Origin of the sequence: Mycobacterium sp. 1245852.3 (genome assembly GCF_001669335.1) — a bacterium.
Classification (GTDB): Bacteria; Actinomycetota; Actinomycetes; order Mycobacteriales; family Mycobacteriaceae; genus Mycobacterium; species Mycobacterium europaeum_A.
This window is the reverse complement of sequence record NZ_LZLL01000496.1, coordinates 1-21841: the sequence shown is the minus strand read 5'-3', so window position 1 is coordinate 21841 and position 21841 is coordinate 1. Positions and strand designations below refer to the sequence as shown.

The following is a 21841-nucleotide window of genomic DNA, read 5'->3' as shown; positions in this document are numbered from 1 at the left end:
GGCCGGGCAAGATCAGATTCACCACATAGGCCAATTGGTCGGCGATCTGGTGATAGGTGAACTGGCCACTGGCCGCCTGGACCAGTGCGCCGAAGAACATCATTTCGAGCGCGGTCACGGTGTTAGGGTCGGCCCCGGGGCCGATGGCGGTCGCGATGCGGCGGTGGATCTCGGCGCCGATGCGGTCGCGCACCGCACCCACCGCGGGATCGGTCCCGCCGCCGAGCAAGGCCGTCGTGCATGCGGCGCCGACCTCCGGCTCGTCGGCGACCACCAGCGCCAGGTGCCGCAACACCTTGTCCACCCGGACCGGCATCGGGTCGTTGACGTCGGTGAAGAACGGAACCTGGCGCACCAGGTCCAGATAGACCTCGGCGATCAGGTGGTTCTTCGACGAGAAGTAGGTGTACGCGGTCGCCGGTGCGACCTTGGCCCGCGCCGCGACCGCCCGCACCGTCAGGTCGGCGTAGGACTTCTCCCGCAGGGTTTCGATGCCCGCCGCGAGCACCTTGCGGAACGTCTCCTCCTGGCGAGGGTTGCGCGCCGGCTGACCGGCCTGGCGGTCGCCGCCGGAGGTGATCGTCACCAGTGCATCGCTGGACACATGTCCAAGCTAGAGGATCGGATCGGCGCGAGGCAACCCCGCAGCCGAAATACGCAGCGTAATACCCATTTCAACCCTCTCGGCGAGGGATGCCCGAGATCGGCTCTTGCACCGCCGACGGCCTGGCGGCTATGGTTCGATCGGACAATATCGGACAGCTGTCCACTAGATTGGCGTGCCGGGTTGGCCGCACACAGACGGGAGCGGGACATGGCCTTATTGGCCGACGGCGTGAGTGAACTGTTCATCGACGGCAAGCTGTCGGCCGGCAGCGCCGGCAACTTCCCCACGGTGAACCCGGCGACCGAGGAAGTGCTGGGCGTCGCCGCAAACGCGGACGCCGGCGACCTGGACCGCGCGATCGACGCCGCGCGGCGCGCCTTCGACGAGACCGACTGGTCCCGCAACACCGAATTGCGGGTGCGCTGCATCCGGCAGCTGCGCGACGCGATGCGCGACCACATCGAAGAGTTGCGCGACATCACCATCGCCGAGGTCGGCGCCCCGCGGATGCTCACCTCGGCCGCGCAACTGGAGGGACCGGTCGGTGACCTGAGCTTCGCCGCCGACACCGCCGAGTCCTACGAGTGGAACCAAGACCTCGGCCAGGCGTCGCCGATGGGCATCCCGACCCGGCGCACGATCGCGCGCGAAGCCGTCGGCGTCGTCGGCGCCATCACGCCGTGGAACTTCCCGCACCAGATCAACCTCGCCAAACTGGGGCCCGCGCTGGCCGCCGGCAACACCGTGGTGCTCAAGCCCGCACCGGACACGCCCTGGTGTGCCGCGGTGCTCGGTGAGATCATCGCCGAACACACCGACTTCCCGCCCGGCGTCGTCAACATCATCACGTCCGACGACCACCGGGTCGGCGCACTGCTCTCGAAAGACCCTCGGGTGGATATGGTTTCATTTACCGGGTCGACCGCGACGGGCCGCAGCGTCATGAGCGACGCCGCCGCCACCATCAAGCGGGTTTTCCTGGAGCTCGGCGGCAAGTCGGCGTTCGTCGTTCTCGAGGATGCCGACCTGGGCGGGGCGTGCTCGATGTCGGCGTTCACCGCGGCCATGCACGCCGGGCAGGGGTGCGCCATCACGACGCGGCTGGTGGTGCCGCGAGCCCGCTACGACGAGGCCGTCGCGATCGCGGCGGGCACCATGGGCTCGATCAAGCCCGGCGACCCCAACGACTCCGGAACCGTTTGCGGGCCGGTGATTTCGGCGCGGCAGCGGGAGCGGGTGCAAAGCTACCTCGACCTGGCGATCGCCGAGGGCGGGACGTTCGCCTGCGGCGGCGGCCGCCCGGCGGACAAGGACCGCGGCTTCTTCATCGAACCGACCGTGATCGCCGGCCTGACCAACGACGCCCGGCCTGCCCGTGAGGAGATTTTCGGACCGGTGCTCACCGTGATCGCCTACGACGGCGAAGACGATGCGCTGCGCATCGCGAACGACTCGCCATACGGCCTGTCCGGCACCGTGTTCAGCGCCGACCCGGAACGCGCGGCCAACTTCGCGTCGCGGATGCGGGTAGGCACCGTCAATGTCAACGGCGGTGTCTGGTACTCCGCCGACGCGCCGTTCGGCGGATACAAGCAATCCGGTAACGGCCGTGAAATGGGCGTGGCCGGCTTCGAGGAATACCTGGAAGTCAAAACCATCGCCACCGCTGTGCAGTGACCGCGCCATTAGGCGACCGAGAGGAAAACATGCGATTCGAGAACAAAGTCGGCATCGTCACCGGGTCCGGTGGCGGCATCGGGCAGGCGTACGCCGAGGCGCTGGCCCGCGAGGGCGCGGCGGTGGTGGTCGCCGACATCAACGCCGAGGCCGCCGACGCGGTCGCCAAACAGATCGTCGCCGACGGTGGAACGGCCATCAGCATTCCGGTCGACGTGTCCGACCCGGCGTCGGCCAAGGAGATGGCCGACCGCACGGTCGCGGAATTCGGCGGCATCGACTACCTGGTCAACAACGCCGCGATCTTCGGTGGCATGAAGCTGGACTTCCTGCTCACCATCGATCCTGAGTACTACCGCAAGTTCATGAGCGTGAACCTGGACGGCGCGCTGTGGTGCACGCGCGCGGTGTACAAGAAGATGGCCAAGCGTGGCGGCGGCGCGATCGTCAACCAATCATCCACCGCCGCATGGCTTTACGCGAACTACTACGGCCTGGCCAAGGTCGGAATCAACGGCCTGACCCAGCAGCTGTCCCGCGAACTGGGTGGCCAGAAGATCCGGATCAACGCGATCGCCCCCGGCCCCATCGACACCCAGGCCAATCGGACCACCACCCCGAAGGAGATGGTCGACGACATCGTCAAGGGCCTGCCGCTGTCGCGGATGGGCACGCCCGAGGACCTGGTCGGCATGTGCCTGTTCCTGCTCTCCGACGAGGCCTCGTGGATCACCGGACAGATCTTCAATGTCGACGGCGGACAGATAATCCGGTCGTGACGGGAGGCGATGCCAGATGACTGATCAGCTGAAGCTCGGCTACATCGGCCTGGGCAACATGGGCGCGCCGATGGCCACCAAGATGACCGAATGGCCCGGCGGAATAACGGTTTACGACATCCGGACCGAGGCGATGACCCCGCTGGTGGAAAAGGGCGCCGGCCTGGCCGACAGCGTCGCCGACGTCGCGGGCGCCGACCTCATCCACATCACCGTGCTCAACGACGCCCAGGTGCGCGAGGTGGTCGGCGAGCTGGCCGCGCACGCCAAGCCCGGCACCGTCATCGCGATCCACTCGACCATCAGCGACACCACGGCCGTCGAGCTCGCCGCCGAGCACAAGCCGCACGGCATCCATATCGTCGACGCGCCGGTCAGCGGTGGCGCGGCCGCCGCGGCGAAGGGGGAACTCGCCACCATGGTGGGCGCCGAGCGGGAGGTGTACGAGCGGATCAAGCCGGCCTTCAAACATTGGGCATCGGTGGTCATCCACGCCGGTGAGCCCGGGGCGGGCACCCGAATGAAGCTGGCCCGCAACATGTTGACGTTCACCTCGTACGCCGCGGCCTGCGAGGCCATGAAACTCGCCGAGGCCGCCGGCCTGGACCTGCAGGCGCTGGGCCGGGTGGTGCGCCACACCGACGCGCTGACCAGCGGCCCGGGTGCGATCATCGTCCGCGACAACATGAAAGACCTTGAACCGGACAACTTCTTGTACCAGTCCTTCCTGCACGCCCGCGAGCTGGGGGAGAAGGACCTGAGCCTGGCGTTGGCTCTCGGCGAATCGGTGTCGGTCGATCTGCCGCTCGCCCAGCTGGCCTACCAGCGGTTGGCCGCGGGCCTCGGGGTGCCACACACGGAGAAAGAGGCGTAATGGACGAGCTGCGCAGCAAGGGCCTCGCGAAGATGAACGAGGTCTACGGCTGGGAGATGCCGAACATCGAGGGCGACGCGTACTTCGACCTGACCGTCGACCACCTGTTCGGCAACATCTGGACGCGACCGGGATTGTCGATGCGCGACAAGCGCATCATGACGCTGACCGCGGTGACCGCGATCGGGAACCGCGACCTGGCCGAGATCCAGATCAACGCCGCGCTTCTCAACGGCGAGCTCACCGAGAACGAGCTCAAGGAGATGGCGGTCTTCCTCACCCACTACCTCGGCTTCCCGCTGGGTTCGGCGCTCAACGGCGCCGTCGACGCCGTGGTGGCCAAACGCAAGAAGGCCGCGGCGAAGGGCGCCGGGGAGGACAAGAAGGGCAACGTCGACGCCGCGCTCAAGATGCACTCGGGCAACAAGGACGACTAAGCGTGGCGTGAAGCCTCTTGTGCAAGTTGCACTCTCGAGCTGATACCCAGCTTGGAGTAGACGTGGCTCAGATGCGTCTGCACCGTTCGCGCGGACACGAACAGCCGGCCGGCGATGGCTTTGTTCGGCAGCCCCTCGCTGACCAGCCTCACCACGTTGATTTCGGCGGGGGTCAGCGAATCCCATCCCGTTGCCGGTCGCTTGCGCTCGCCGCGCCCGCGTTGCGCGTAAGCGATCGCCTCCTCGATCGACAGCGCCGCGCCCTCGGCCCATGCCGCGCGGAAGTCGTTCTCGCCCATGACCTTGCGCAGCGCTGCCACCGACGCGTCATAGGCGGCGTTGTAGATCTTGAAGCGCACATACCCGGTGCGGCCGCGAACCGCATCTGCGGCGCCGAAGAGGCGACCGGCTTCTCGGTTCGCCCCGGCGCTCGCCGCAAGGATGGCCAGGCATTCGAGGACGTCGGGGACCACGTAATACCCCTTCAGGTCCCCGGCGCCGGTGAGCGCATCACGCGCATCACGCGCCGCCTGCTCAACATCGTTTTGCGCGATCGCGATTCGCGCCCGCTTTGCCAGCGCGAGCAGCAGGTGCATGCCGGGGGCGATGGTGACGGCATCGTCGGCCAAGCGGCGGGCCACCGTCAGGTCACCCCGCGCGAGGGCAACGTCCGCGAGTGGGATGACGTTGACCGCGGCCAGTTCGGGTTGGGCCTTCATGCGCTCCCACGCCGCCTCGCCGGCGGCGGCCGCTGCTTCCACGTCGCCCGCGGCCAGGTTTGCCACCGCCAGCGCGGCATAGGCGAAGCCCTGATTGAACGCGCTGAAATCCGCGGCGGCTTCGACCGCCGCGGTGGCCGCGGCCCTGGCCTCGTCCGGGTCGCCCGCGAAGGCGAGATAGTGGCCCAGGCTGACGAGGCTTGACATCCGCCATGTTTCGTCGTGCGCCGCCTCGGCCTCCGCGACCAGGGCCCGGAATTGCGCTACGGCTCCGGTGAGATCGGCTTCCCACTGCTGCGCCAAGCCAATACACCACCGGCACGCGCGGGAGGTGTAGCCATCACCGATCGCGTCGGCGATGTCACGCCCTTCTTCGCCGGCCGCACGCGCCGCGATCGCGTCACCCTTGCCGGTAACCGCGGCGAACGCTTGGAACGCCAGGATTTGGCTCAGGCTCCTGTCATCGCCCACGGCGCGGGCCAGTCCGAGCGCTTCGTCAAAGTACGAACTGGCAGCAGCCGCGTCAAAGGCGGCGATGATGCCGCAACCGGCGAGCGCGCGAACCAGCAGCGCCGGATCGTCGATCTCGCGGGCGAGTGCCAGGGCCTCCAATGCCTTGTCCATGTTGTCGTGAATGGTCTGCGCGCCCTCGAGAGTGGCGTTATCTGCAAGCGCGCGGGCGCGGACGGCAGGCGGCACCTCCGCGTTGCGCGCCGCCGCGTCGGCGAGCGCCGCTTCGAACCAGGCCGTCCCCTCCCGAACACGGCCGCGAGTGGTCCAAAGCGGTTGCAACGCCGATGCGAGGCGCAGCGCCTCGGAGATCTCGCCACTCTCGCGGCACCACGCGAACGCTGCGCGCAGATTGTCCATCTCTGTTGCCGCGCGCTCGACCCTGCTCTGATAGCCGGTGCGGCCGGGCTCGTCGAGCAGGGCGGCCATTGAGGTGTAGTGGTCGCGGTGGCGCGCGCGCACGGCGTCGGCTTCGCCGGACTCGCCGAGCTTTTCCAGCGCGTACTGACGAACCGTCTCCAGCATCCGGTATCGGGTTCCGAAGCCGCCGTCTTCTGCCGCAATGAGCGATTTGTCGATGAGCAGCGTGAGCTGGTCGAGAATTTGGTAGCTCTCGACGTCGCTGTCACCGCAAACCTGTTGTGCTGCATCGAGTTCGAAACCGCCGTGGAATACGGCTGCCCGGCGGAACAGGACGCGTTCCGGCTCGGTCAACAGAGCGTGCGACCAGTCGACGGACGCCCGCAACGTCTGCTGGCGGCGCACGGCGGTGCGCGCGCCGCCGGTCAGCAGGCGGAAACGGTCGTGCAGGCTGTCGAGGATCTGCGCCAATGACAGCGCGCGGACCCGCGCGGCCGCCAACTCGATCGCCAAGGGTATGCCGTCGAGGCGCTCGCAGATCTCCGCTACGGTGGCAGAGTTCTGTTCGGTCACAACGAAATCAGGCCGCACTTGGTGCGCGCGGTCGGTAAACAACGTGATCGCCTCGTCAGTCAGCGACAGGGAGGGCACCCCCCAAGCGACTTCGCCGACCACCCGGATCGGCTCGCGGCTCGTGGCGAGAACAGTCACTTGGGGGCACGCCCCCAGCAGCGCCTCGGTCAGCGTGGCGCACGCGTCGATCAGGTGCTCGCAGTTGTCCAAGACGACGAGGATGCGCCGCCCGCCGATGGCCCGGGTAACCGTGTTCATCGTCGAAAGCCCTGCTTGGTCTGGCAGCCCCAACGCCCGCGTCACGGCGACCGGTACGACGGCGGGATCGGTGATCGGCGCCAGATCGACGTACCACACGCCGTCGGTGAACTCGGTGTCCATCCGGTCCGCGATCTGCACTGCTAGACGCGTCTTGCCCACACCGCCCGCGCCGGTCAGCGTCACCAACCGGTTGCCCACGACGATTTCCCGCACGGCCTCGATTTCCGCGCCGCGTCCGACGAAACTCGTGAACTGCGCCGGAAGGTGTTGTTTCCCAGCGCTTTTCGATGCGCGAAGCGGTGGGAAGTCGTTGTGCAGGTCGGCGTGGCAGAGCTGCGTTACGCGTTCGGGCCGGGGCAGATCCCGCAATGGGTGCGTGCCGAGGTCGAGCAGCCACGCTTCGGTGCCAACCGCGTCGGCGAGCAGGTCGGCTGTGGTCGCCGACAGCACCGTCTGGCCCCCATGGGCGAGATCGCGCAGCCGTGCCGCGCGGTTGATGGTCGGCCCGATGTAGTTTGCTTCGTCGCGCAGTTGCACTTCGCCGGTGTGCAGTCCGATCCGCAGACGGATCGGCGTCAGCGGTGTGCGCTGCAACTGCAGAGCAAAGGCGGCGGCGTCGCTGGCACGGGCGAAGGCGACCACGAAGCTGTCGCCCTCGCCCTGCTCCACCGGGCGCACCCCGCTGTGCCGGGCAACCAGGTCCGATACCGCCCGATCCAACCGTGCGATCGCGGCGCTCATCTGCTCGGGCTGGGTCTGCCAGAGCCGCGTCGAGCCCTCGACGTCTGCGAGCAGCAACGTCACCGTTCCGGTCGGGAGCTCGGTTACGCCCAAGTCGCTCCAGTTCAATGGTGGCGTGTCCACGCGTTGGTCCGTCTCAGCCATGTTAGCCAGCTTGAGCTGGTTGGAGGCGGCAAACATCGGCACAAAGACGTAGAAAGCCACTCGGTCGTCCGCCCGCGCGCCTAGGCCCTTTGGCGGATGTTCCTTCACTCGCCGCGATCCATAGTGAGGTCACCAACGAATGGAGGCGACACATGAACAGCCAGGCAAGTCTTGCCGCAAACCATGCCGGAATCGATGCCCACTTCACCACGGGCGTATTACATGGCCACTACGACAGCCGCTTCGAGGATCTCGTCGCCGCGCTGGCTGACGAGGTCACCACAGGTGGCGAGTTGGGCGCCGCCATCGCTGTCGATATCGGCGGCGAGCTCGTGGTCGACATCTGGGGCGGGTATGCCGATCGAGCGAAAACCCGGGAATGGTCTCACGACACAATCGTCAACGTCTTCTCCAGCACCAAGAATGTGACCGCGCTGGCGGCGCTGATGCTGATCGACCGCGGCCTGCTCGACCCGTTCGCCCCCGTCGCCAAGTACTGGCCCGAGTTCGCCGCCAACGGCAAGGAGCGCATCGAGGTGCGCCACGTCCTCAGTCACACCTCGGGGGTGTCCGGGTGGGAGATGCCTTTCAGCCTCGAGGACATTTACGACTGGGACAAGTCCACGTCGCAACTCGCCGCCCAGGCGCCGTGGTGGCCGCCGGGGACCGCCTCGGGCTACCACGCGATCACCATCGGTCACCTCGTCGGTGAACTCGTCCGCCGCGTCACCGGTTCGACGCTGAAAGACTTTGTGCGCGAGCAGATCAGCGGACCGCTCGGCGCCGATTTTCAGATCGGTGCTCGGCCCGAGGATGACGAGCGCATCGCCGAGCTCGTTCCGCCACCGCCGCTGGACGTGCCCCTCGACGCGGTGCCCGACGACCATCCGATGCGCAAGACGTTCGCCGCCGTGCCACCCACCTCAGCGGCCGCGCTGGCCGCGGAGACCACCGCATGGCGCCGCGCGGAGATCGGCTCGGCCAACGGGCATGGCAACGCCCGCTCGTTGGTGCGCTCATTGTCGCCGATCTCGTTGGGCGGCAGCGTAAACGGCGTGCGGCTGCTTAGGCCCGAGACGATCGACCTGATCTTCGAGGAGCAGGCCAACTGCACCGACCTGGTGCTGGCCATGCCCGCACGATGGGGCATCGGCTTCGCGCTACCGCATCGGGAGGCGGTGCCGGACATGCCCGATGAACGAGTCTGCTACTGGGGCGGCTGGGGCGGCTCAATGGCGGTCATGAATCCGTACTGCCGCACCACATTCGCCTACGTCATGAACAAGATGGGGCAAGTCACTCCAGCCGGAACGGAGCGGACCAGGATGTACACCCGCCTGATCTATCAGGCACTTTCGATGACCTCGTCGCCGATTCAGTACGGCTGAACGCCTTCGGGCATCACGTATTCCGAGATCGGCGCGGTGACCCCGTTGACGGTCGTTCCGCCGTTGATGATGCCCGGCGCCATCTCCAGCATGTTGTGCGGGAAGCCGAAGCTCGGCTTGGTCAGGGCGTCGAGCCGGGCCAGCTCGTCGGCGCCGAGGGTCACGTCGACGGCGCGGACGTTGTCCTCGAGCTGGGAGAGCCGGCGCGCGCCGATGATGACGGACGAGACGGCACGCTGTGCGCGCACCCAGGCCAGCGCGACGCTGGCGACGTTGGTCTCGTGTGCCTTCGCGATGGCCTCGAGTTCGTCGATGACGGCGTAGGTCTTCTCGTTGAGGAAGGCGTCGACCAGGGCGCCGCGGTCGGCGTTGTGCCGGCCGCTGTTGGCTCGGGTGTACTTACCGCTCAGCACGCCGCTCTTCAGCGGCGACCACGGGGTGATGCCGAGCCCGAATTCGGCCGCCATCGGCACCAGGTCCTGTTCGATGGCGCGCTCCAGCAGCGAGTACTCGACCTGCAGCCCAACGAACGCAGACCAGCCGCGGAAACCGGCGATCAGGTTGGCCTGGGCGATCTTCCACGCCGGGGTGTCCGAGACGCCGATGTAGCGCACCTTGCCGGCCCGGACGAGGTCCTCGAGTGCCGCCATCGTCTCCTCGATGGGCGTGTTGGCGTCCCAGATGTGCAGCCAGTACAGGTCGATGTAGTCGGTTTGCAAGCGCCGCAACGAGTTATCGCAGGCGTTGATCAGCGACTTGCGGCCCGAGCCGCCGCCGTTGGGATCACCCGGATACAGGTTGCCGCTGAACTTGGTCGCGATCACCAGCCGATCGCGACGGGCGGGGTGGCGCCCGACGTGGTCGCCGATGATCTTCTCGGAGTGGCTCCGGGTGTAGAAGTTGGCGGTGTCGATGAAGTTGCCGCCGAGTTCGAGGTAGCGGTCGATGATCTGTTGGGACTCTTCCACACTGGTGCCCCAGCCGAGGTCTTCGCCGAATGTCATCGCGCCCAGGCACAAGGGGCTGAGGCGCAGACCGGATCGCCCGAGTGTCACATATTCATCCAGCGGCATGCTGCCCACTTCCTGGTAAGTTGTTCGACCATGCGGTTGTTCAAAACAAAACTAGTTCATACCTGAACGATCTGGCAAGTCGATGTCTGCGGTCGATGCGGCCAAGATCTGGTCACTGAACTACCGGGTGCTGCTCTCGGTCATCTCGTGCGCCGAGGCCGACATCTGCGCGCTGGGCCTCGAGTCCAAGGAACTCTTCCTGCTCGCCGAGATCGACGAGCACCCCTACCCGGCCGCGCTGGCGGCGGCGTTGAGCATGCCCAAGGCGACGGTGACGCTGTACCTGAAGCGGCTCGAGGCGGCGGGCTTCGTGCGTCGCGAGATCGACCCGTCCGATCTGCGCCGGCACCGGCTGCTGCTCACCCCGGCCGGGCGTCAGGCGGCCAAAAACGGCCTGAGATTGCTCTCCGACGAGTTCGACAAGCGCCTCGGGCGCCTCACCGCCGCACAGCGCAACGACCTCAAGGCGCTGCTCGAGAAAATCCTTTAGAGACTGTGGGTGCGCGCCGCAGCACCAGCTAGTCTGACGTGTCGTGCGTGTCCTGGTGATTGGTTCCGGTGCCCGTGAGCATGCGTTGCTGCTGGCGCTTCGCAAAGATCCCCAGGTCACGGGGCTGGCGGTCGCTCCCGGCAACGCCGGCACCGCGCGGCTGGCCGACCAGCACGAGGTCGATATCACCTCGGCGGACGACGTCGTCGCCCTGGCGCGCGAGGTCCGCGCCGACCTGGTGGTCATCGGTCCCGAGGTGCCGCTGGTGCTCGGGGTGGCCGACGCGGTGCGAGCCGCCGGCATCGTCTGCTTCGGCCCCAGCAAGGACGCCGCCCGCATCGAAGGCTCCAAGGCCTTCGCCAAGGAGGTCATGGCCGCGGCTGGGGTGCGCACCGCAACCAGCGAAATCGTCGATAACCCGGCGCATTTAGACGCTGCCCTGCAGCGGTTCGGCCCGCCGGCGGGGGATGCGGCCTGGGTGGTCAAGGACGACCGCCTGGCGGCGGGCAAGGGCGTGGTGGTGACCGCGGATCGCGCCGTCGCCCGCGCGCACGCCGCCGGGCTCCTCGAGGCGGGACACCCGGTGCTGCTGGAGTCCTATCTGGACGGCCCGGAGGTGTCGCTGTTCTGCGTGGTCGACGGCGAAACCGTGGTGCCGCTGCTGCCGGCGCAGGATTTCAAGCGCGTCGGCGATGGCGACACCGGGCCCAACACCGGCGGGATGGGCGCCTACGCCCCGGTGCCGTGGCTGCCCGACGAGGTGTACCGCGACGTCGTCAGCAACATCGTCGAACCCGTTGCGGCGGAGATGGTTGCGCGCGGCAGCGCGTTCAGCGGATTGCTGTATGCCGGGCTCGCGATCACCTCCAACGGCCCCGCGGTGGTCGAATTCAACTGCCGCTTCGGCGATCCCGAGACGCAGGCGGTGCTAGCCCTGCTCGAATCACCGCTCGGCCAGTTGTTGTACGCGGCCGGCAGCGGCAACTTGGCGGACTTCGGCGAGCTGCGCTGGCACGACGGCGCCGCCGTGACGGTGGTGGTGGCGGCGGAGAGCTACCCCGGCCGTCCGCGGGTGGGTGACGTGATCGTCGGCTCGGAAGCCGACGGGGTGCTGCACGCCGGGACGGCCCGGCGCGACGACGGGGAAATCGTCTCCTCGGGTGGCCGGGTGCTGTCGGTGGTGGGCACCGGCGCGGACCTGGCCGCCGCGCGATCCATGGCCTACGAAGTCGTTCGTTCGATCCGGTTGCCGGGCAGTCATTTCCGCAGCGACATCGCCCAGCTGGCCGCCGAGGGCAAGATCCGCGTCTAGAAGGCGGCGGCCTGACCGTCCCGACGCGGATCGCTGGCCGCGACATAGCCGCCGTCGAGGCGCCAGATCGCCTGGCAGCTGCCGAATTGGTTGTAGTCGTCGACGGCGACCAGGTCGTGCCCGCGGCGGCGCAACTCGTCGAGCGTTGCGACCGGGAACCCCGTTTCGCAGCTGACCTGCATGCCCTCCACCCACCGGAACCGCGGGCCGTCGCACGCCGCCTGGGGGTTCTGCCCGTGGTCGGCGATGCGCACCATCACCTGCACGTGCCCCTGGGGCTGCATCATTCCGCCCATCACCCCGAAGCTCAGCACCGGTTCGCCGTCTTTGGTCACAAACCCCGGGATGATGGTGTGGTAGGGGCGCTTGTTCGGGGCCACTGCGTTCGGATGCCCTTGGGCGGCAGTGAAATTCGCGCCCCGATTTTGCAGCGAGATCCCGGTGCCCGGCACCACCACGCCCGAGCCGAACCCCATGTAGTTCGACTGGATCATCGACACCATCATCCCCGCGGCGTCGGCGGCGGTCAGGTAGACGGTTCCACCCGCCGGGGCGCCGGCGGATGCCGGCCTGGCCCGTCGGCGGTCGATCAGTGCCGCGCGCTGCTTCAGGTACTCCTGGTCCAACAGGCGCTCGGGCGACAGCGGCATGTGCTCGATGTCGGCGACATACGCCTGGGCGTCGGCGAACGCCAGCTTCACCGCCTCGATCTGCAGGTGCACGCTGTCCGCGGAATCGACCGGCAGCGAGGCCAAGTCGAAGTGTTCCAGGATGCCCAGGGCGATCAGCGCGACGATTCCCTGGCCGTTGGGTGGTATCTCGTGCACCGTGTATCCGCGGTAGCCGCCGTCGACCGTGCCCACCCAGTCGGCGCGATGGGCCGCCAGATCGTCGGCCCGCATGGCCCCGCCGTGCGCCAGTGCGTGCGCCTCGAGCCTGGCGGCCAGTTCGCCACGGTAGAACGCCTCTCCGTTGGTCGCGGCGATCGTTTCCAGCGTGGCCGCATGGTCGGGCAGGCTGAATCGCTCGCCGGGCCTGGGCGCCCGCCCGCCGGGCAGAAACGCCTGGGCGAACCCCGGCTGGTCTTCGAACAGCGGCACCTGGGCGGCCCACTGCTGCGCGACCGTCGGTGAAACCAGAAAGCCGTTGCGGCCGTAAGCTATTGCTGGTTCGAACAGCCGCTCGAACGGGAGCTTGCCGAACTTCGCGTGCAGTTCGGTCCAGGCCGACACCGCGCCGGGCACGGTCACCGAATTCCAGCCGAGGATCGGAACGTCCTGCCCGCCAAAGTATTCCGGTGTCCAGGCGGCCGGTGAGCGACCCGAGGCGTTCAACCCGTGCAATCGCGCGCCGTCCCACACGATGGCGAAGGCGTCCGAACCAATGCCGTTGGACACCGGCTCCACAATCGTCAGGGTGATGGCTGTGGCGATGGCCGCGTCGACCGCGCTGCCGCCCTGGGCGAGCATCCGCAGGCCCGCCTGGGCGGCGAGCGGTTGCGACGTGCACACAACGTTTTCCGCCAGGATGGGCTTGCGTGGCCAGGCGTACGGCAGGGTCCAGTCGAAAGGTGCGGTCACCTCCGCGAGCGTATCTCCTTACGCCGTCAGCAGCGGTGCCATCCAGGTCAGCTCGGCGGGCAACTGCGAGCTCCAGAACGCGCCGTCGTGCCCGCCGGGCGAGAAGCCGCCGGCCGGCGGGTTGGGCAGCTGCGCGATGAACTGCTTCGTCGCCGAGTAGAACGGATCGCTGTCGCCGCAATCGATTCGGATCGGGATCGAGGCCAGCGCGGGCATGCCGAACACCGAATTCGCGGCGAAATCATCGGGCCCGTCGAACGCCCCCGGCGCCGCGGCACCCGAGGACATCCACAGGGCCGGGCTCACCGCACAGATCGCCGCGGTACGGGCTGGCCCCAGCCGGCCGCCCAGCAGCAGCGCGCCATAGCCGCCCATCGACCAGCCCAGGAACGCCACCCGCGAGGTGTCCAGATTCTGGTTTCCCAGCATCGGGATGAGCTCGTCGAGCACCATGGCGCCGCTGTCCTCGCCGGACGACCGCTTGTGCCAGTAGCCGCCGCCACCGTCGACGGCGACCACCGCGAACGGCGGCAGTCCGGCGTCGACGGCCTGCGCCAAACCGTGTTCGACGCCACCGGCCATCACCGTGGACGCGTCACTGCCCTTGCCGTGCAGCGCGATCACCGGCCGCAGCGGCTTGGTCTGGCCCGGCGGGCGGGCGATGGCCCAGTTGGTGGTGGCCCCGCCGCGGGCGGCGGAGGCGAAGGAACCGGTCACCATGGTGGGGGCGGGCGCCGCCGGCGGAGCCGGATCGCGGGGCGGGCCGGGCGACGGGGCCAACGGCATCCCGGTGCCGGCCGTCGATACCGGCACGGCGCGAGATGTCCGCGGTTCTAACAAGATGTCGAACCCGTAGGCGCCAACCGCGCCGAGGGCCGCGCCGGCGCCGAGGCCGAGCAGGGCGCGTCGGCTCAAGTCGGGCATGCGGGCCATTATGCCCCGGCCGTTTGGCCGAAATGGCAATGCAGTACCACTTTGGCTGGCACGATGGCTACTCGTGACAGCAGCGGTTACTCCAAAAGGAGAACGTCGACGGTATGCGCTCGTCAGCGCCGCCGCCGAGCTGCTGGCCGAGGGCGGGTTCGAAGCGGTGCGGCACCGGGCGGTGGCGCGGCGGGCCGGATTGCCGTTGGCTTCCACCACTTACTACTTCTCGTCGCTCGACGATCTGATCGCACGCGCCGTCGAACACATCGCGATGATCGAGGTGGCGCAGTTGCGGTCGCGGGTCAGCGCCATGTCGCGCCGGCGCCGCGGACCGGAGACCATCGCCGAGGTGTTGGCGGACCTGCTCGTCGGCGACGTGTCCGGACCGGGCCTGACCGATCAGCTGATCTCGCGCTACGAGCGGCACATCGCGTGCACCCGGCTGCCCGCGCTGCGCGAGACCATGCGTCGCAGCCTGCGCCAGCGCGCCGAAGCGGTGGCCGAGGCGATCGAGCGCTCGGGCCGATCGGTGCACATCGAACTGGTGTGCACGTTGATCTGCGCGGTCGATGGCTCGGTGGTGTCGGCCCTGGTGGAGGGGCGCGACCCGCGCGCGGCGGCGCAGGGCGCGGTGGTCGACCTCATCGAGGTGCTCGCGCCGATCGATCAGCGGCCCGTGCAGATCTGAGCGCCCGTTACGCGCGGATCGGGTCCACCGGCAGCGACGGCGTCACGATGTAGCCGGTGTCGAGGTCGCCGTAAATGGTCACGTCCAGCGGGCGGCGCTGCGCGTACAACGCCACGTAGGCACAAACCACGGCATCGACCGGGTCTTCGGCGCGGCGCAGTTCGCTCTTGCGCTGCGCGGCCGTGACGGCCCGGCGCAGCGCGACCCAGCCGTCGTGCCCGGCCACGCGCAGCGGCACCGGGGCCCGCGCCAGCCGCTCGACGCCGTCCATGAGCAACAACAGCTCGGACCTGAGCCGCTCGACGCTGCGGCCGGGCTTCGCCTTGTATTTCAGGGTGCGCTCGAGGCGAAACAACGCGACGGTGGCCGCGTGGGGGTAGACCTCGATGGCCCGGCGCGCGGCCGGTGATCGCGGGTCCGCGTCCAGGCCGAGCGCCACGGCCAGCCGGCCCGCGCGGGGGCCGTCGACAAACTCGGGTTTGCCGGTATTGCAGGGGTGCGCGCCGGCCTCGTACCTGCGGAAATCGCGGTTGAGCGCCGCCTCGGCGGGACGCTGCCCGGTCGGATTGTTCACCACCAGCGGCGCATCGAAGGCGACCACGCAATCGCCGCGGACGTAGGGAAGCAGGGCGGCCAGGATCTCGTCGTCGTCGCGGACCGCGCACACCCTCACCAGGGCGCCACCGGAGTCGACGACGGCGACGCCGGTCGGGTTGCGACCCGCCCAGGCGAGGTCGACGCCGGCGAAGTACATCCGCATAGGCTATGGCCGCGACCGTAAGCTGTGTGTTCGTGAGGACCAAGTGAGCATTCCGAATGTGCTGGCCACCCGGTACGCCAGTGCCGAGATGGTCGCGATCTGGTCGCCGGAGGCCAAGGTCATCGGCGAGCGCCGGCTATGGCTGGCCGTGCTGCGCGCGCAGGCCGAACTGGGCGTCGCGGTGCCTCCCGAGGCGATCGCCGACTACGAGCGGGTGATCGAGGACGTCGACCTGGCCTCGATCGCGGACCGCGAACGGGTGCTGCGCCACGACGTCAAGGCGCGCATCGAGGAGTTCAACGCGCTGGCCGGTCACGAGCACGTGCACAAGGGCATGACCAGTCGTGATCTGACCGAGAACGTGGAGCAACTGCAGATCCGGCGCTCGCTGGAACTGGTCTTCGCGCACGGCGTGGCGGTCGCGGCGCGGCTGGCCGAGCGGGCGGTGGCGTATCGCGACCTGGTGATGGCCGGGCGCAGCCACAACGTCGCCGCGCAGGCCACCACGCTGGGCAAGAGGTTCGCCTCGGCGGCCCAGGAGACCTTGATCGCGTTGACCAGGCTGCGCGAGCTGATCGACCGTTACCCGCTGCGTGGCATCAAGGGCCCGATGGGCACCTCGCAGGACATGCTCGACCTGCTGGACGGCGACGCGGCCAAGCTCGCCGAGCTCGAGCGGCGCGTCGCCGAATTCCTGGGCTTCGCAACGGTATTGACCAGCGTCGGGCAGGTGTATCCGCGTTCGCTGGACCACGACGTGCTCTCCGCGCTGGTGCAGCTGGGCGCCGGACCGTCCTCGCTGGCGCACACCATCCGGCTGATGGCCGGCCATGAACTGGTCACCGAGGGATTCGCGCCGGGGCAGGTCGGTTCGTCGGCGATGCCGCACAAGATGAACACACGCAGCTGCGAACGGGTCAACGGTCTGCAGGTGGTGCTGCGCGGTTACGCGTCGATGACCGCCGAACTGGCGGGTGCGCAGTGGAACGAGGGTGACGTGTTCTGCTCGGTGGTGCGCCGAGTCGCGTTGCCGGACAGCTTCTTTGCCATCGACGGCCAGATCGAGACCTTCCTTACGGTGCTCGACGAGTTCGGCGCCTATCCGGCGGTGATCGACCGCGAGCTGGACCGCTATCTGCCGTTCCTGGCCACCACCAAGGTGTTGATCGCCGCGGTGCGCGCCGGCGTGGGCCGCGAGGCCGCCCACCACGTGATCCGCGAACACGCCGTGGCCACCGCGTTGGCCATGCGCGAGCACGGCGCCGAGCCCGACCTGCTGGACCGGCTGGCCGCCGACGAGCGGCTGCCGCTGGACCGGGCGGCGCTGGACGCGGCGCTGGCCGACAAGAAGGCGTTCACCGGTGCCGCCGGCGACCAGGTGGACGAGGTAGCGGCGCAGGTGGACGCGCTGGTGAGCCGCTACCCGGACGCGGCCAAGTACGCCCCGGGTGCGATCCTGTGACGCTGGCCGGCGCGCTCGCTTCGATCGACTTCACCGATCTGGACAACTTCGCCAACGGTTTTCCGCACGAGCTGTTCGCCATCCATCGGCGAGAGGCGCCGGTGTACTGGCACGCACCGACCGATAACACCCCCGACGGTGAGGGCTTCTGGTCCGTCGCCACCTACGCGGAAACGCTTGAGGTGCTCAAGGATCCGGTGACCTACTCCTCGGTCACCGGTGGCGCCAGGCCCTATGGCGGGACGCTGCTGCAGGACCTGGCGATCGCCGGCCAGGTGCTCAACATGATGGACGATCCGCGGCATTCGCAGATTCGGCGACTGGTCAGCTCCGGGCTGACGCCGCGGATGATCCGCCTGATAGAGGACGACCTGCGGGGCAGGGCGCGCCGGCTGCTGGACGCGGTGGTCCCGGGTGAGCCGTTCGACTTCCTGGTCGACATCGCCGCCGAGCTGCCGATGCAGATGATCTGCATCCTGCTGGGAGTCCCTGAATCCGAACGGCATTGGTTATTCGAGGCCATCGAGCCGCAGTTCGATTTCGGTGGTTCGCGCAAGGCTTCCCTGTCGCAGCTTTCGGTCTCCGAAAGAGACGCGGCGGCCGGGTCGCGGATGTACGAATACGGTCAGCAGCTGATCGCGTCCAAGCGTGCAAACCCGACCGATGACATGTTGTCGGTGGTCGCCAACGCGATGCTCGATGACGCTGAGGGATCGGCCCTGTCCGACCTCGAACTGTACCTGTTCTTCAGTCTGCTGTTCAGCGCCGGCGCGGAGACCACCCGCAACGCGGTCGCGGGCGGCCTACTGGCGCTGGCCGACCACCCGCACCAAATGCGGTCGCTGCGCGGCGATCTCGGGGCGCTGCCCACGGCCGTCGAGGAGATGGTGCGGTGGACGTCGCCGTCGCCCTCCAAGCGGCGCACCGCCACCCGCGACGTCACCCTCGGCGGTCAGTCGATCGAGGCCGGGCAGAAGATACAGATCTGGGAAGGCTCGGCGAATCGCGACGCCGGCGTGTTCGAGCGTGCCAACGAATTCGATATTGCCCGAAAGCCCAATCCACACTTGGGTTTCGGCCAGGGTGTGCACTATTGCCTGGGCGCCAACCTGGCCCGGTTGGAGCTGCGGGTGCTGTTCGAAGAACTGCTCTCCCGGTTCGGCGGGGCGCGGGTCGTCCGGCCGGTCGAATGGGCCCGCAGCAACCGGCACACCGGCATTCGGCACCTCGTCGTGGAGCTTCACGAGGAGCCGTGACGATCCGGTTCGCCGATGTCGAGCCCTCACCCGATGTGTTCGCGGCGGTGATGGCGACGGGAATCTTGTCGATCGGCGCGCACAATCACGGCTACCGGTTGATCAGCGACACGATGGGCGTCATCGCCACCCTCGGGCTGTTGTTTCTGGTCGCCCTGGTCGTGGCGAAGGCCTGCGAACCGGGCCAGGGGCTGGGCTGGGATCTGACCGATCCCGACGTCACCCTGCGGCTGATCACCTTCGTGGCCGCATGCGCGGTGATCGACACGCGCTTGTCGTCCAACGTGTGGGTCGCGCGGGTGCTCGGCGTGGTCGGCCTGACGTCCTGGCTGATACTGGTCCTGTTCAGCGCGCGAAACATGTTGGCCCACCGGTGGCCGGAGCTGCGCGACCGCGCCCACGGCGCCTGGCAGCTGGGCAGCGTGGGCACCTCGGGTCTGGCCATCGTGATCGCGCGGGCGGCCCGGCAGACCGGCCATCACTGGTGGCTGGCGGTGGCCGTGGCCGGCTGGGTGGCGGCGCTGTGCATCTACGGCCTGATGACCTGGCTGACGATGTGGCGGGTGGTCAACGAACGGCAGGACCGGGACGGCTTCGAACCCGACACGTGGATTCTGATGGGCGGCATGGCGATTGCGACGTTGGCCGGCGACACCATCCACGCGGTCGCTCCCGGCTGGCTGGCCGGGCCGGTGCGCGCGGTCACCGTCGTGACGTGGGTGACGGCCACCCTGTGGATACCGCCGCTGATCTACTTCGCGCTGCACCGCATCAGGCGGCACCCCAACATGCTGCAGTTCGCCGGTGTGTGGTGGGCGTTCGTTTTCCCGTTGGGCATGTACTCCGCGGCCAGCTTCGCCATGGCGGTCGAGATCGGGCAGCGGTCGCTGCTCACCGTGTCGCTGGTGTTCTTCTGGGATGCGTTGGCCGCATGGATCGTTGTGGTCGTCGCCGGGCTGCTGCTGTTAGCGCGGGCGATGCTGCTACGCCCCGCGGATCGCGATGCCGGCCGACCGTAATTCGAGCGCGACCAGCGCGCCGATGGTGACCGGATCCTCGCGGCGCCACCCGCCGACCGGGTCCGCGCTCACGGCGATCAACTTCCGGGCCGGCCGGTTGGTCAGCGCCCGCAGCGCCAGCAACTGCGCCCCGGCCGGCGTCGCGGCCAGAGCGGTCACCGTCAACTTGCGCCGAAAGAACCGAAGCCGCAGAAAAAACCACGGGAGCACCGCGATGAGGATCGGGACCGCGACGACGGCCATCGCCAGCAGCACCGCGAGCCAGCTCGCCGCGCTGTCCAGATCGTGGCCCGCGCCCGCGATGTCCAGCGCGGCGTGGCTCGCGGAGTTGAGCGGCTTGCTGACCGTGTCGCCCACCACCGGAATGTGCTGCGCCTCGTGTCCGGCGGACGCGAGGTTGCCGGCGATGCCCTTCGCGCCGCTCTCGACCTGCCGCCCGGCGTCGGCGATGGTGGCGATGGCGTCGTAGACGGCCAGCCCGACGAGCAGCCACAGCAGGGTCCACACGACGACGGCGAGATCGCTGAACAGCTGGACAGCCAGCCGGCCGGGTCGGGTTGAGTAGGGCAGAAACCGCGGTGTCATAGCCCCGATCCCAGCACAAACCCGGTTTGCAGGTGCCCGATAGGCTGACCGGATGCCCGCACTGTCCGACTATCAGCACCTGGCCAGCGGCAAGGTCCGCGAGCTGTATCGCGTCGACGACGAGCACCTGCTGTTGGTCGCCACCGACCGGATCTCGGCCTACGACTTCGTCCTGGACAGCACCATCCCGGACAAGGGCCGCATCCTGACCGCGATGAGCGTCTTCTTCTTCGACCTCGTGGACGCGCCCAACCATCTGACCGGGCCGCCCGACGATCCGCGCATCCCCGACGAGGTCCTGGGCCGCGCGCTGGTGGTGCGTGAGCTCGAAATGCTTCCGGTGGAATGCGTGGCACGCGGCTACCTGACCGGCTCGGGATTGCTGGACTACCAGGCGACCGGAAAGGTCTGCGGCATCCCGCTGCCGCCCGGATTGGTCGAAGCCAGCAGGTTCGCTGAACCGCTGTTCACCCCGGCGACGAAAGCCGCACTGGGCGACCACGACGAGAACATCTCCTTCGCGCGGGTGATCGAGCTTGTCGGCGCCGTGCCCGCCAACCAGCTGCGCGACCGCACCCTACAGATCTACGTTCAGGCCGCCGATCACGCGCTCCGGAAGGGAATCATCATCGCGGACACCAAGTTCGAGTTCGGCACCGACCACGACGGCAACCTGCTACTGGCCGACGAGATCTTCACCCCGGATTCGTCGCGGTACTGGCCGGCCGACGAGTACCAGGTCGGCGTCGTCCAGAACAGCTTCGACAAACAGTTCGTCCGCAACTGGCTGACCGGCCCCGAGTCCGGCTGGGACCGCCACGGTTCCCAGCCCCCGCCGCCGTTGCCCGAGGACATCATCGCGGCCACCCGCGGACGCTATATCGAGGCCTACGAACGCATTTCCGGATTGAGCTTCGCCGACTGGATCGGTCCCAGCGCATGACCGAAACCCAACGAAACGGGTCGGTGCCCCCCGTCGCCAAGCGGGTGGAGACTCGGCGCGAGCATCACGGCGACGTCTTCATCGACCCGTATGAGTGGCTGCGCGAAAAGACCAATCCCGAAGTCATCGCCCATCTCGAGGCGGAAAACGCCTACGTCGACCAGATGACCGCGCACCTCGAGCCGCTGCGGCAGCAGATCTTCGCCGAGATCAAGGCGCGCACCAAGGAGACGGATCTGTCGGTGCCCACCCGGCAGGGCCAGTGGTGGTACTACGCGCGCACCTACGAAGGCAAGCAGTACCGCGTCCAGTGCCGTTGTCCGATAAGCGGACCCGACGACTGGGACCCGCCGATCCTGGACGAGGACACCGAGATCCCCGGCGAGCAGGTCCTGCTCGACTCCAACGCCGAGGCGCAGGGCCACGAATTCTTCTCCCTGGGCGCCGCGACGGTCAGCCTGGACGGGAACCTGCTGGCCTATTCGGTCGACACCCTCGGCGATGAGCGGTACACGTTGCGGTTGTCGGCGGCCCAGGTGGCGCCCGCCCCGATGTCGGCGATCTCGTCCGGGTACAGCTCGCCGGTGCGTAAGTCCTTGAACCGCAACGTGTACCGCTCATCGCCGAGGGTGTCGACCGAATAGGCCAGCAGGTTCCCGTCCAGGCTGACCGTCGC

The 21841-nt window shown here is 68.3% G+C and carries 20 protein-coding genes and 1 pseudogene; 13 read left to right on the top strand and 8 right to left on the bottom strand.

Annotation, left to right across the window (positions count from 1 at the left end):
• On the bottom strand, nucleotides 1-604 hold a 604-nt coding region (locus A9W96_RS22175; RefSeq protein WP_067143078.1), incomplete at its 3' end, for a TetR/AcrR family transcriptional regulator.
• A gap of 210 nt (nucleotides 605-814) precedes the next feature.
• Between A9W96_RS22175 and A9W96_RS22170 the strand changes: the two genes are divergently transcribed.
• Genes A9W96_RS22170 through A9W96_RS22155 form a run of 4 tightly spaced genes read left to right on the top strand, consistent with a single transcriptional unit; the run spans nucleotide 815 to nucleotide 4374 of the window.
• The gene (locus A9W96_RS22170; RefSeq protein WP_066863963.1) at nucleotides 815-2284 is read left to right on the top strand and encodes an aldehyde dehydrogenase; all 1470 of its coding nucleotides are present in this window, start codon (nucleotides 815-817) and stop codon (nucleotides 2282-2284) included.
• A gap of 29 nt (nucleotides 2285-2313) precedes the next feature.
• Complete coding sequence (locus A9W96_RS22165) at nucleotides 2314-3063, top strand: SDR family oxidoreductase (protein ID WP_067143076.1); 750 nt, start codon at nucleotides 2314-2316, stop codon at nucleotides 3061-3063.
• Between the two features lie 16 nt (nucleotides 3064-3079).
• Nucleotides 3080-3937 (top strand): NAD(P)-dependent oxidoreductase, encoded by an 858-nt coding sequence (locus A9W96_RS22160; RefSeq protein WP_066863958.1) that lies wholly within the window; start codon nucleotides 3080-3082, stop codon nucleotides 3935-3937.
• Nucleotides 3937-4374 carry a carboxymuconolactone decarboxylase family protein gene (locus tag A9W96_RS22155; protein WP_066863955.1) on the top strand — a complete coding sequence of 146 codons (438 nt, stop codon included), beginning with the start codon at nucleotides 3937-3939 and terminating at the stop codon, nucleotides 4372-4374. Before A9W96_RS22160 ends, A9W96_RS22155 begins: the two co-directional genes overlap by 1 nt.
• On the opposite strand, the gene A9W96_RS22150 is transcribed toward A9W96_RS22155, so the two are convergent.
• Nucleotides 4371-7682: a LuxR C-terminal-related transcriptional regulator gene (locus A9W96_RS22150; protein WP_067143087.1), complete on the bottom strand. Its 3312-nt coding sequence runs from the start codon at nucleotides 7680-7682 to the stop codon at nucleotides 4371-4373. The genes A9W96_RS22155 and A9W96_RS22150 overlap by 4 nt on opposite strands.
• A gap of 152 nt (nucleotides 7683-7834) precedes the next feature.
• On the opposite strand from A9W96_RS22150, the gene A9W96_RS22145 reads away from it, so the two are divergent.
• On the top strand, nucleotides 7835-9070 hold the full coding sequence (locus A9W96_RS22145; RefSeq protein ID WP_082972537.1) for a serine hydrolase domain-containing protein: 1236 nt from the start codon (nucleotides 7835-7837) through the stop codon (nucleotides 9068-9070).
• Here A9W96_RS22145 and A9W96_RS22140 read toward each other — a convergent pair.
• Nucleotides 9058-10152 carry an aldo/keto reductase gene (locus tag A9W96_RS22140; RefSeq protein ID WP_067143073.1) on the bottom strand — a complete coding sequence of 365 codons (1095 nt, stop codon included), beginning with the start codon at nucleotides 10150-10152 and terminating at the stop codon, nucleotides 9058-9060. The genes A9W96_RS22145 and A9W96_RS22140 overlap by 13 nt on opposite strands.
• Before the next feature lie 73 nt (nucleotides 10153-10225).
• On the opposite strand from A9W96_RS22140, the gene A9W96_RS22135 reads away from it, so the two are divergent.
• Nucleotides 10226-10633, top strand: a complete 408-nt coding sequence (locus A9W96_RS22135) for a MarR family winged helix-turn-helix transcriptional regulator (protein ID WP_066863949.1) — start codon at nucleotides 10226-10228, stop codon at nucleotides 10631-10633.
• A 43-nt stretch (nucleotides 10634-10676) separates the two neighbouring features.
• On the top strand, nucleotides 10677-11945 hold the full coding sequence (gene purD / locus A9W96_RS22130; protein WP_066863946.1) for a phosphoribosylamine--glycine ligase: 1269 nt from the start codon (nucleotides 10677-10679) through the stop codon (nucleotides 11943-11945).
• On the opposite strand, the gene A9W96_RS22125 is transcribed toward purD, so the two are convergent.
• A complete protein-coding gene (locus tag A9W96_RS22125) occupies nucleotides 11942-13525 on the bottom strand; it encodes a gamma-glutamyltransferase family protein (protein WP_067019358.1) in 1584 nt (527 codons plus the stop codon). The genes purD and A9W96_RS22125 overlap by 4 nt on opposite strands.
• Nucleotides 13526-13543: 18 nt before the next feature.
• Nucleotides 13544-14461, bottom strand: coding sequence for an alpha/beta hydrolase-fold protein (locus A9W96_RS22120; RefSeq protein WP_067143081.1), 918 nt, complete (start codon nucleotides 14459-14461; stop codon nucleotides 13544-13546).
• Nucleotides 14462-14522: 61 nt separating this feature from the next.
• On the opposite strand from A9W96_RS22120, the gene A9W96_RS22115 reads away from it, so the two are divergent.
• Nucleotides 14523-15140, top strand: a complete 618-nt coding sequence (locus A9W96_RS22115) for a TetR/AcrR family transcriptional regulator (RefSeq protein ID WP_067019366.1) — start codon at nucleotides 14523-14525, stop codon at nucleotides 15138-15140.
• Nucleotides 15141-15147: 7 nt separating this feature from the next.
• On the opposite strand, the gene A9W96_RS22110 is transcribed toward A9W96_RS22115, so the two are convergent.
• Nucleotides 15148-15894: a DUF429 domain-containing protein gene (locus tag A9W96_RS22110; RefSeq protein ID WP_067143070.1), complete on the bottom strand. Its 747-nt coding sequence runs from the start codon at nucleotides 15892-15894 to the stop codon at nucleotides 15148-15150.
• Nucleotides 15895-15943: 49 nt separating this feature from the next.
• On the opposite strand from A9W96_RS22110, the gene purB reads away from it, so the two are divergent.
• The 3 genes from purB to A9W96_RS22095 are packed head-to-tail and all read left to right on the top strand — an operon-like array spanning nucleotide 15944 to nucleotide 19637.
• A complete protein-coding gene (purB, locus tag A9W96_RS22105) occupies nucleotides 15944-17362 on the top strand; it encodes an adenylosuccinate lyase (protein ID WP_067143067.1) in 1419 nt (472 codons plus the stop codon).
• Entirely contained in the window at nucleotides 17359-18618 is a 1260-nt protein-coding gene (locus A9W96_RS22100) for a cytochrome P450 (protein ID WP_067019768.1), read from the top strand. Before purB ends, A9W96_RS22100 begins: the two co-directional genes overlap by 4 nt.
• Nucleotides 18615-19637: a tellurite resistance/C4-dicarboxylate transporter family protein gene (locus tag A9W96_RS22095; RefSeq protein WP_067143064.1), complete on the top strand. Its 1023-nt coding sequence runs from the start codon at nucleotides 18615-18617 to the stop codon at nucleotides 19635-19637. Before A9W96_RS22100 ends, A9W96_RS22095 begins: the two co-directional genes overlap by 4 nt.
• Here A9W96_RS22095 and A9W96_RS22090 read toward each other — a convergent pair.
• On the bottom strand, nucleotides 19602-20222 hold the full coding sequence (locus A9W96_RS22090; RefSeq protein ID WP_066872213.1) for a hypothetical protein: 621 nt from the start codon (nucleotides 20220-20222) through the stop codon (nucleotides 19602-19604). The two genes, A9W96_RS22095 and A9W96_RS22090, sit on opposite strands and share 36 nt — an antisense overlap.
• Before the next feature lie 52 nt (nucleotides 20223-20274).
• On the opposite strand from A9W96_RS22090, the gene A9W96_RS22085 reads away from it, so the two are divergent.
• Both A9W96_RS22085 and A9W96_RS22080 read left to right on the top strand, forming a co-directional pair.
• On the top strand, nucleotides 20275-21165 hold the full coding sequence (locus A9W96_RS22085) for a phosphoribosylaminoimidazolesuccinocarboxamide synthase (RefSeq protein ID WP_066872216.1): 891 nt from the start codon (nucleotides 20275-20277) through the stop codon (nucleotides 21163-21165).
• A pseudogene (locus tag A9W96_RS22080) lies at nucleotides 21162-21686 on the top strand (oligopeptidase B); the annotation flags it as partial. The gene A9W96_RS22085 and the pseudogene A9W96_RS22080, both read left to right, overlap by 4 nt.
• On the opposite strand, the gene A9W96_RS30705 reads toward A9W96_RS22080, so the two are convergent.
• On the bottom strand, nucleotides 21644-21814 hold the full coding sequence (locus tag A9W96_RS30705; protein WP_369830860.1) for a hypothetical protein: 171 nt from the start codon (nucleotides 21812-21814) through the stop codon (nucleotides 21644-21646). The pseudogene A9W96_RS22080 and the gene A9W96_RS30705 sit on opposite strands and share 43 nt — an antisense overlap.
• Nucleotides 21815-21841 lie beyond the last annotated feature (27 nt).

Bases quoted from the DNA above. Each gene is read 5' to 3' on its own strand.
- A9W96_RS22170 (WP_066863963.1), top strand. From the start codon at position 815: ATGGCCTTATTGGCCGACGGCGTGAGTGAACTGTTCATCGACGGCAAG.
- A9W96_RS22165 (WP_067143076.1), top strand. From the start codon at position 2,314: ATGCGATTCGAGAACAAAGTCGGCATCGTCACCGGGTCCGGTGGCGGC.
- A9W96_RS22160 (WP_066863958.1), top strand. From the start codon at position 3,080: ATGACTGATCAGCTGAAGCTCGGCTACATCGGCCTGGGCAACATGGGC.
- A9W96_RS22155 (WP_066863955.1), top strand. From the start codon at position 3,937: ATGGACGAGCTGCGCAGCAAGGGCCTCGCGAAGATGAACGAGGTCTAC.
- A9W96_RS22150 (WP_067143087.1), bottom strand. From the start codon at position 7,682: ATGGCTGAGACGGACCAACGCGTGGACACGCCACCATTGAACTGGAGC.
- A9W96_RS22145 (WP_082972537.1), top strand. From the start codon at position 7,835: ATGAACAGCCAGGCAAGTCTTGCCGCAAACCATGCCGGAATCGATGCC.
- A9W96_RS22135 (WP_066863949.1), top strand. From the start codon at position 10,226: ATGTCTGCGGTCGATGCGGCCAAGATCTGGTCACTGAACTACCGGGTG.
- A9W96_RS22110 (WP_067143070.1), bottom strand. From the start codon at position 15,894: ATGTACTTCGCCGGCGTCGACCTCGCCTGGGCGGGTCGCAACCCGACC.
- A9W96_RS22090 (WP_066872213.1), bottom strand. From the start codon at position 20,222: ATGACACCGCGGTTTCTGCCCTACTCAACCCGACCCGGCCGGCTGGCT.
- A9W96_RS22085 (WP_066872216.1), top strand. From the start codon at position 20,275: ATGCCCGCACTGTCCGACTATCAGCACCTGGCCAGCGGCAAGGTCCGC.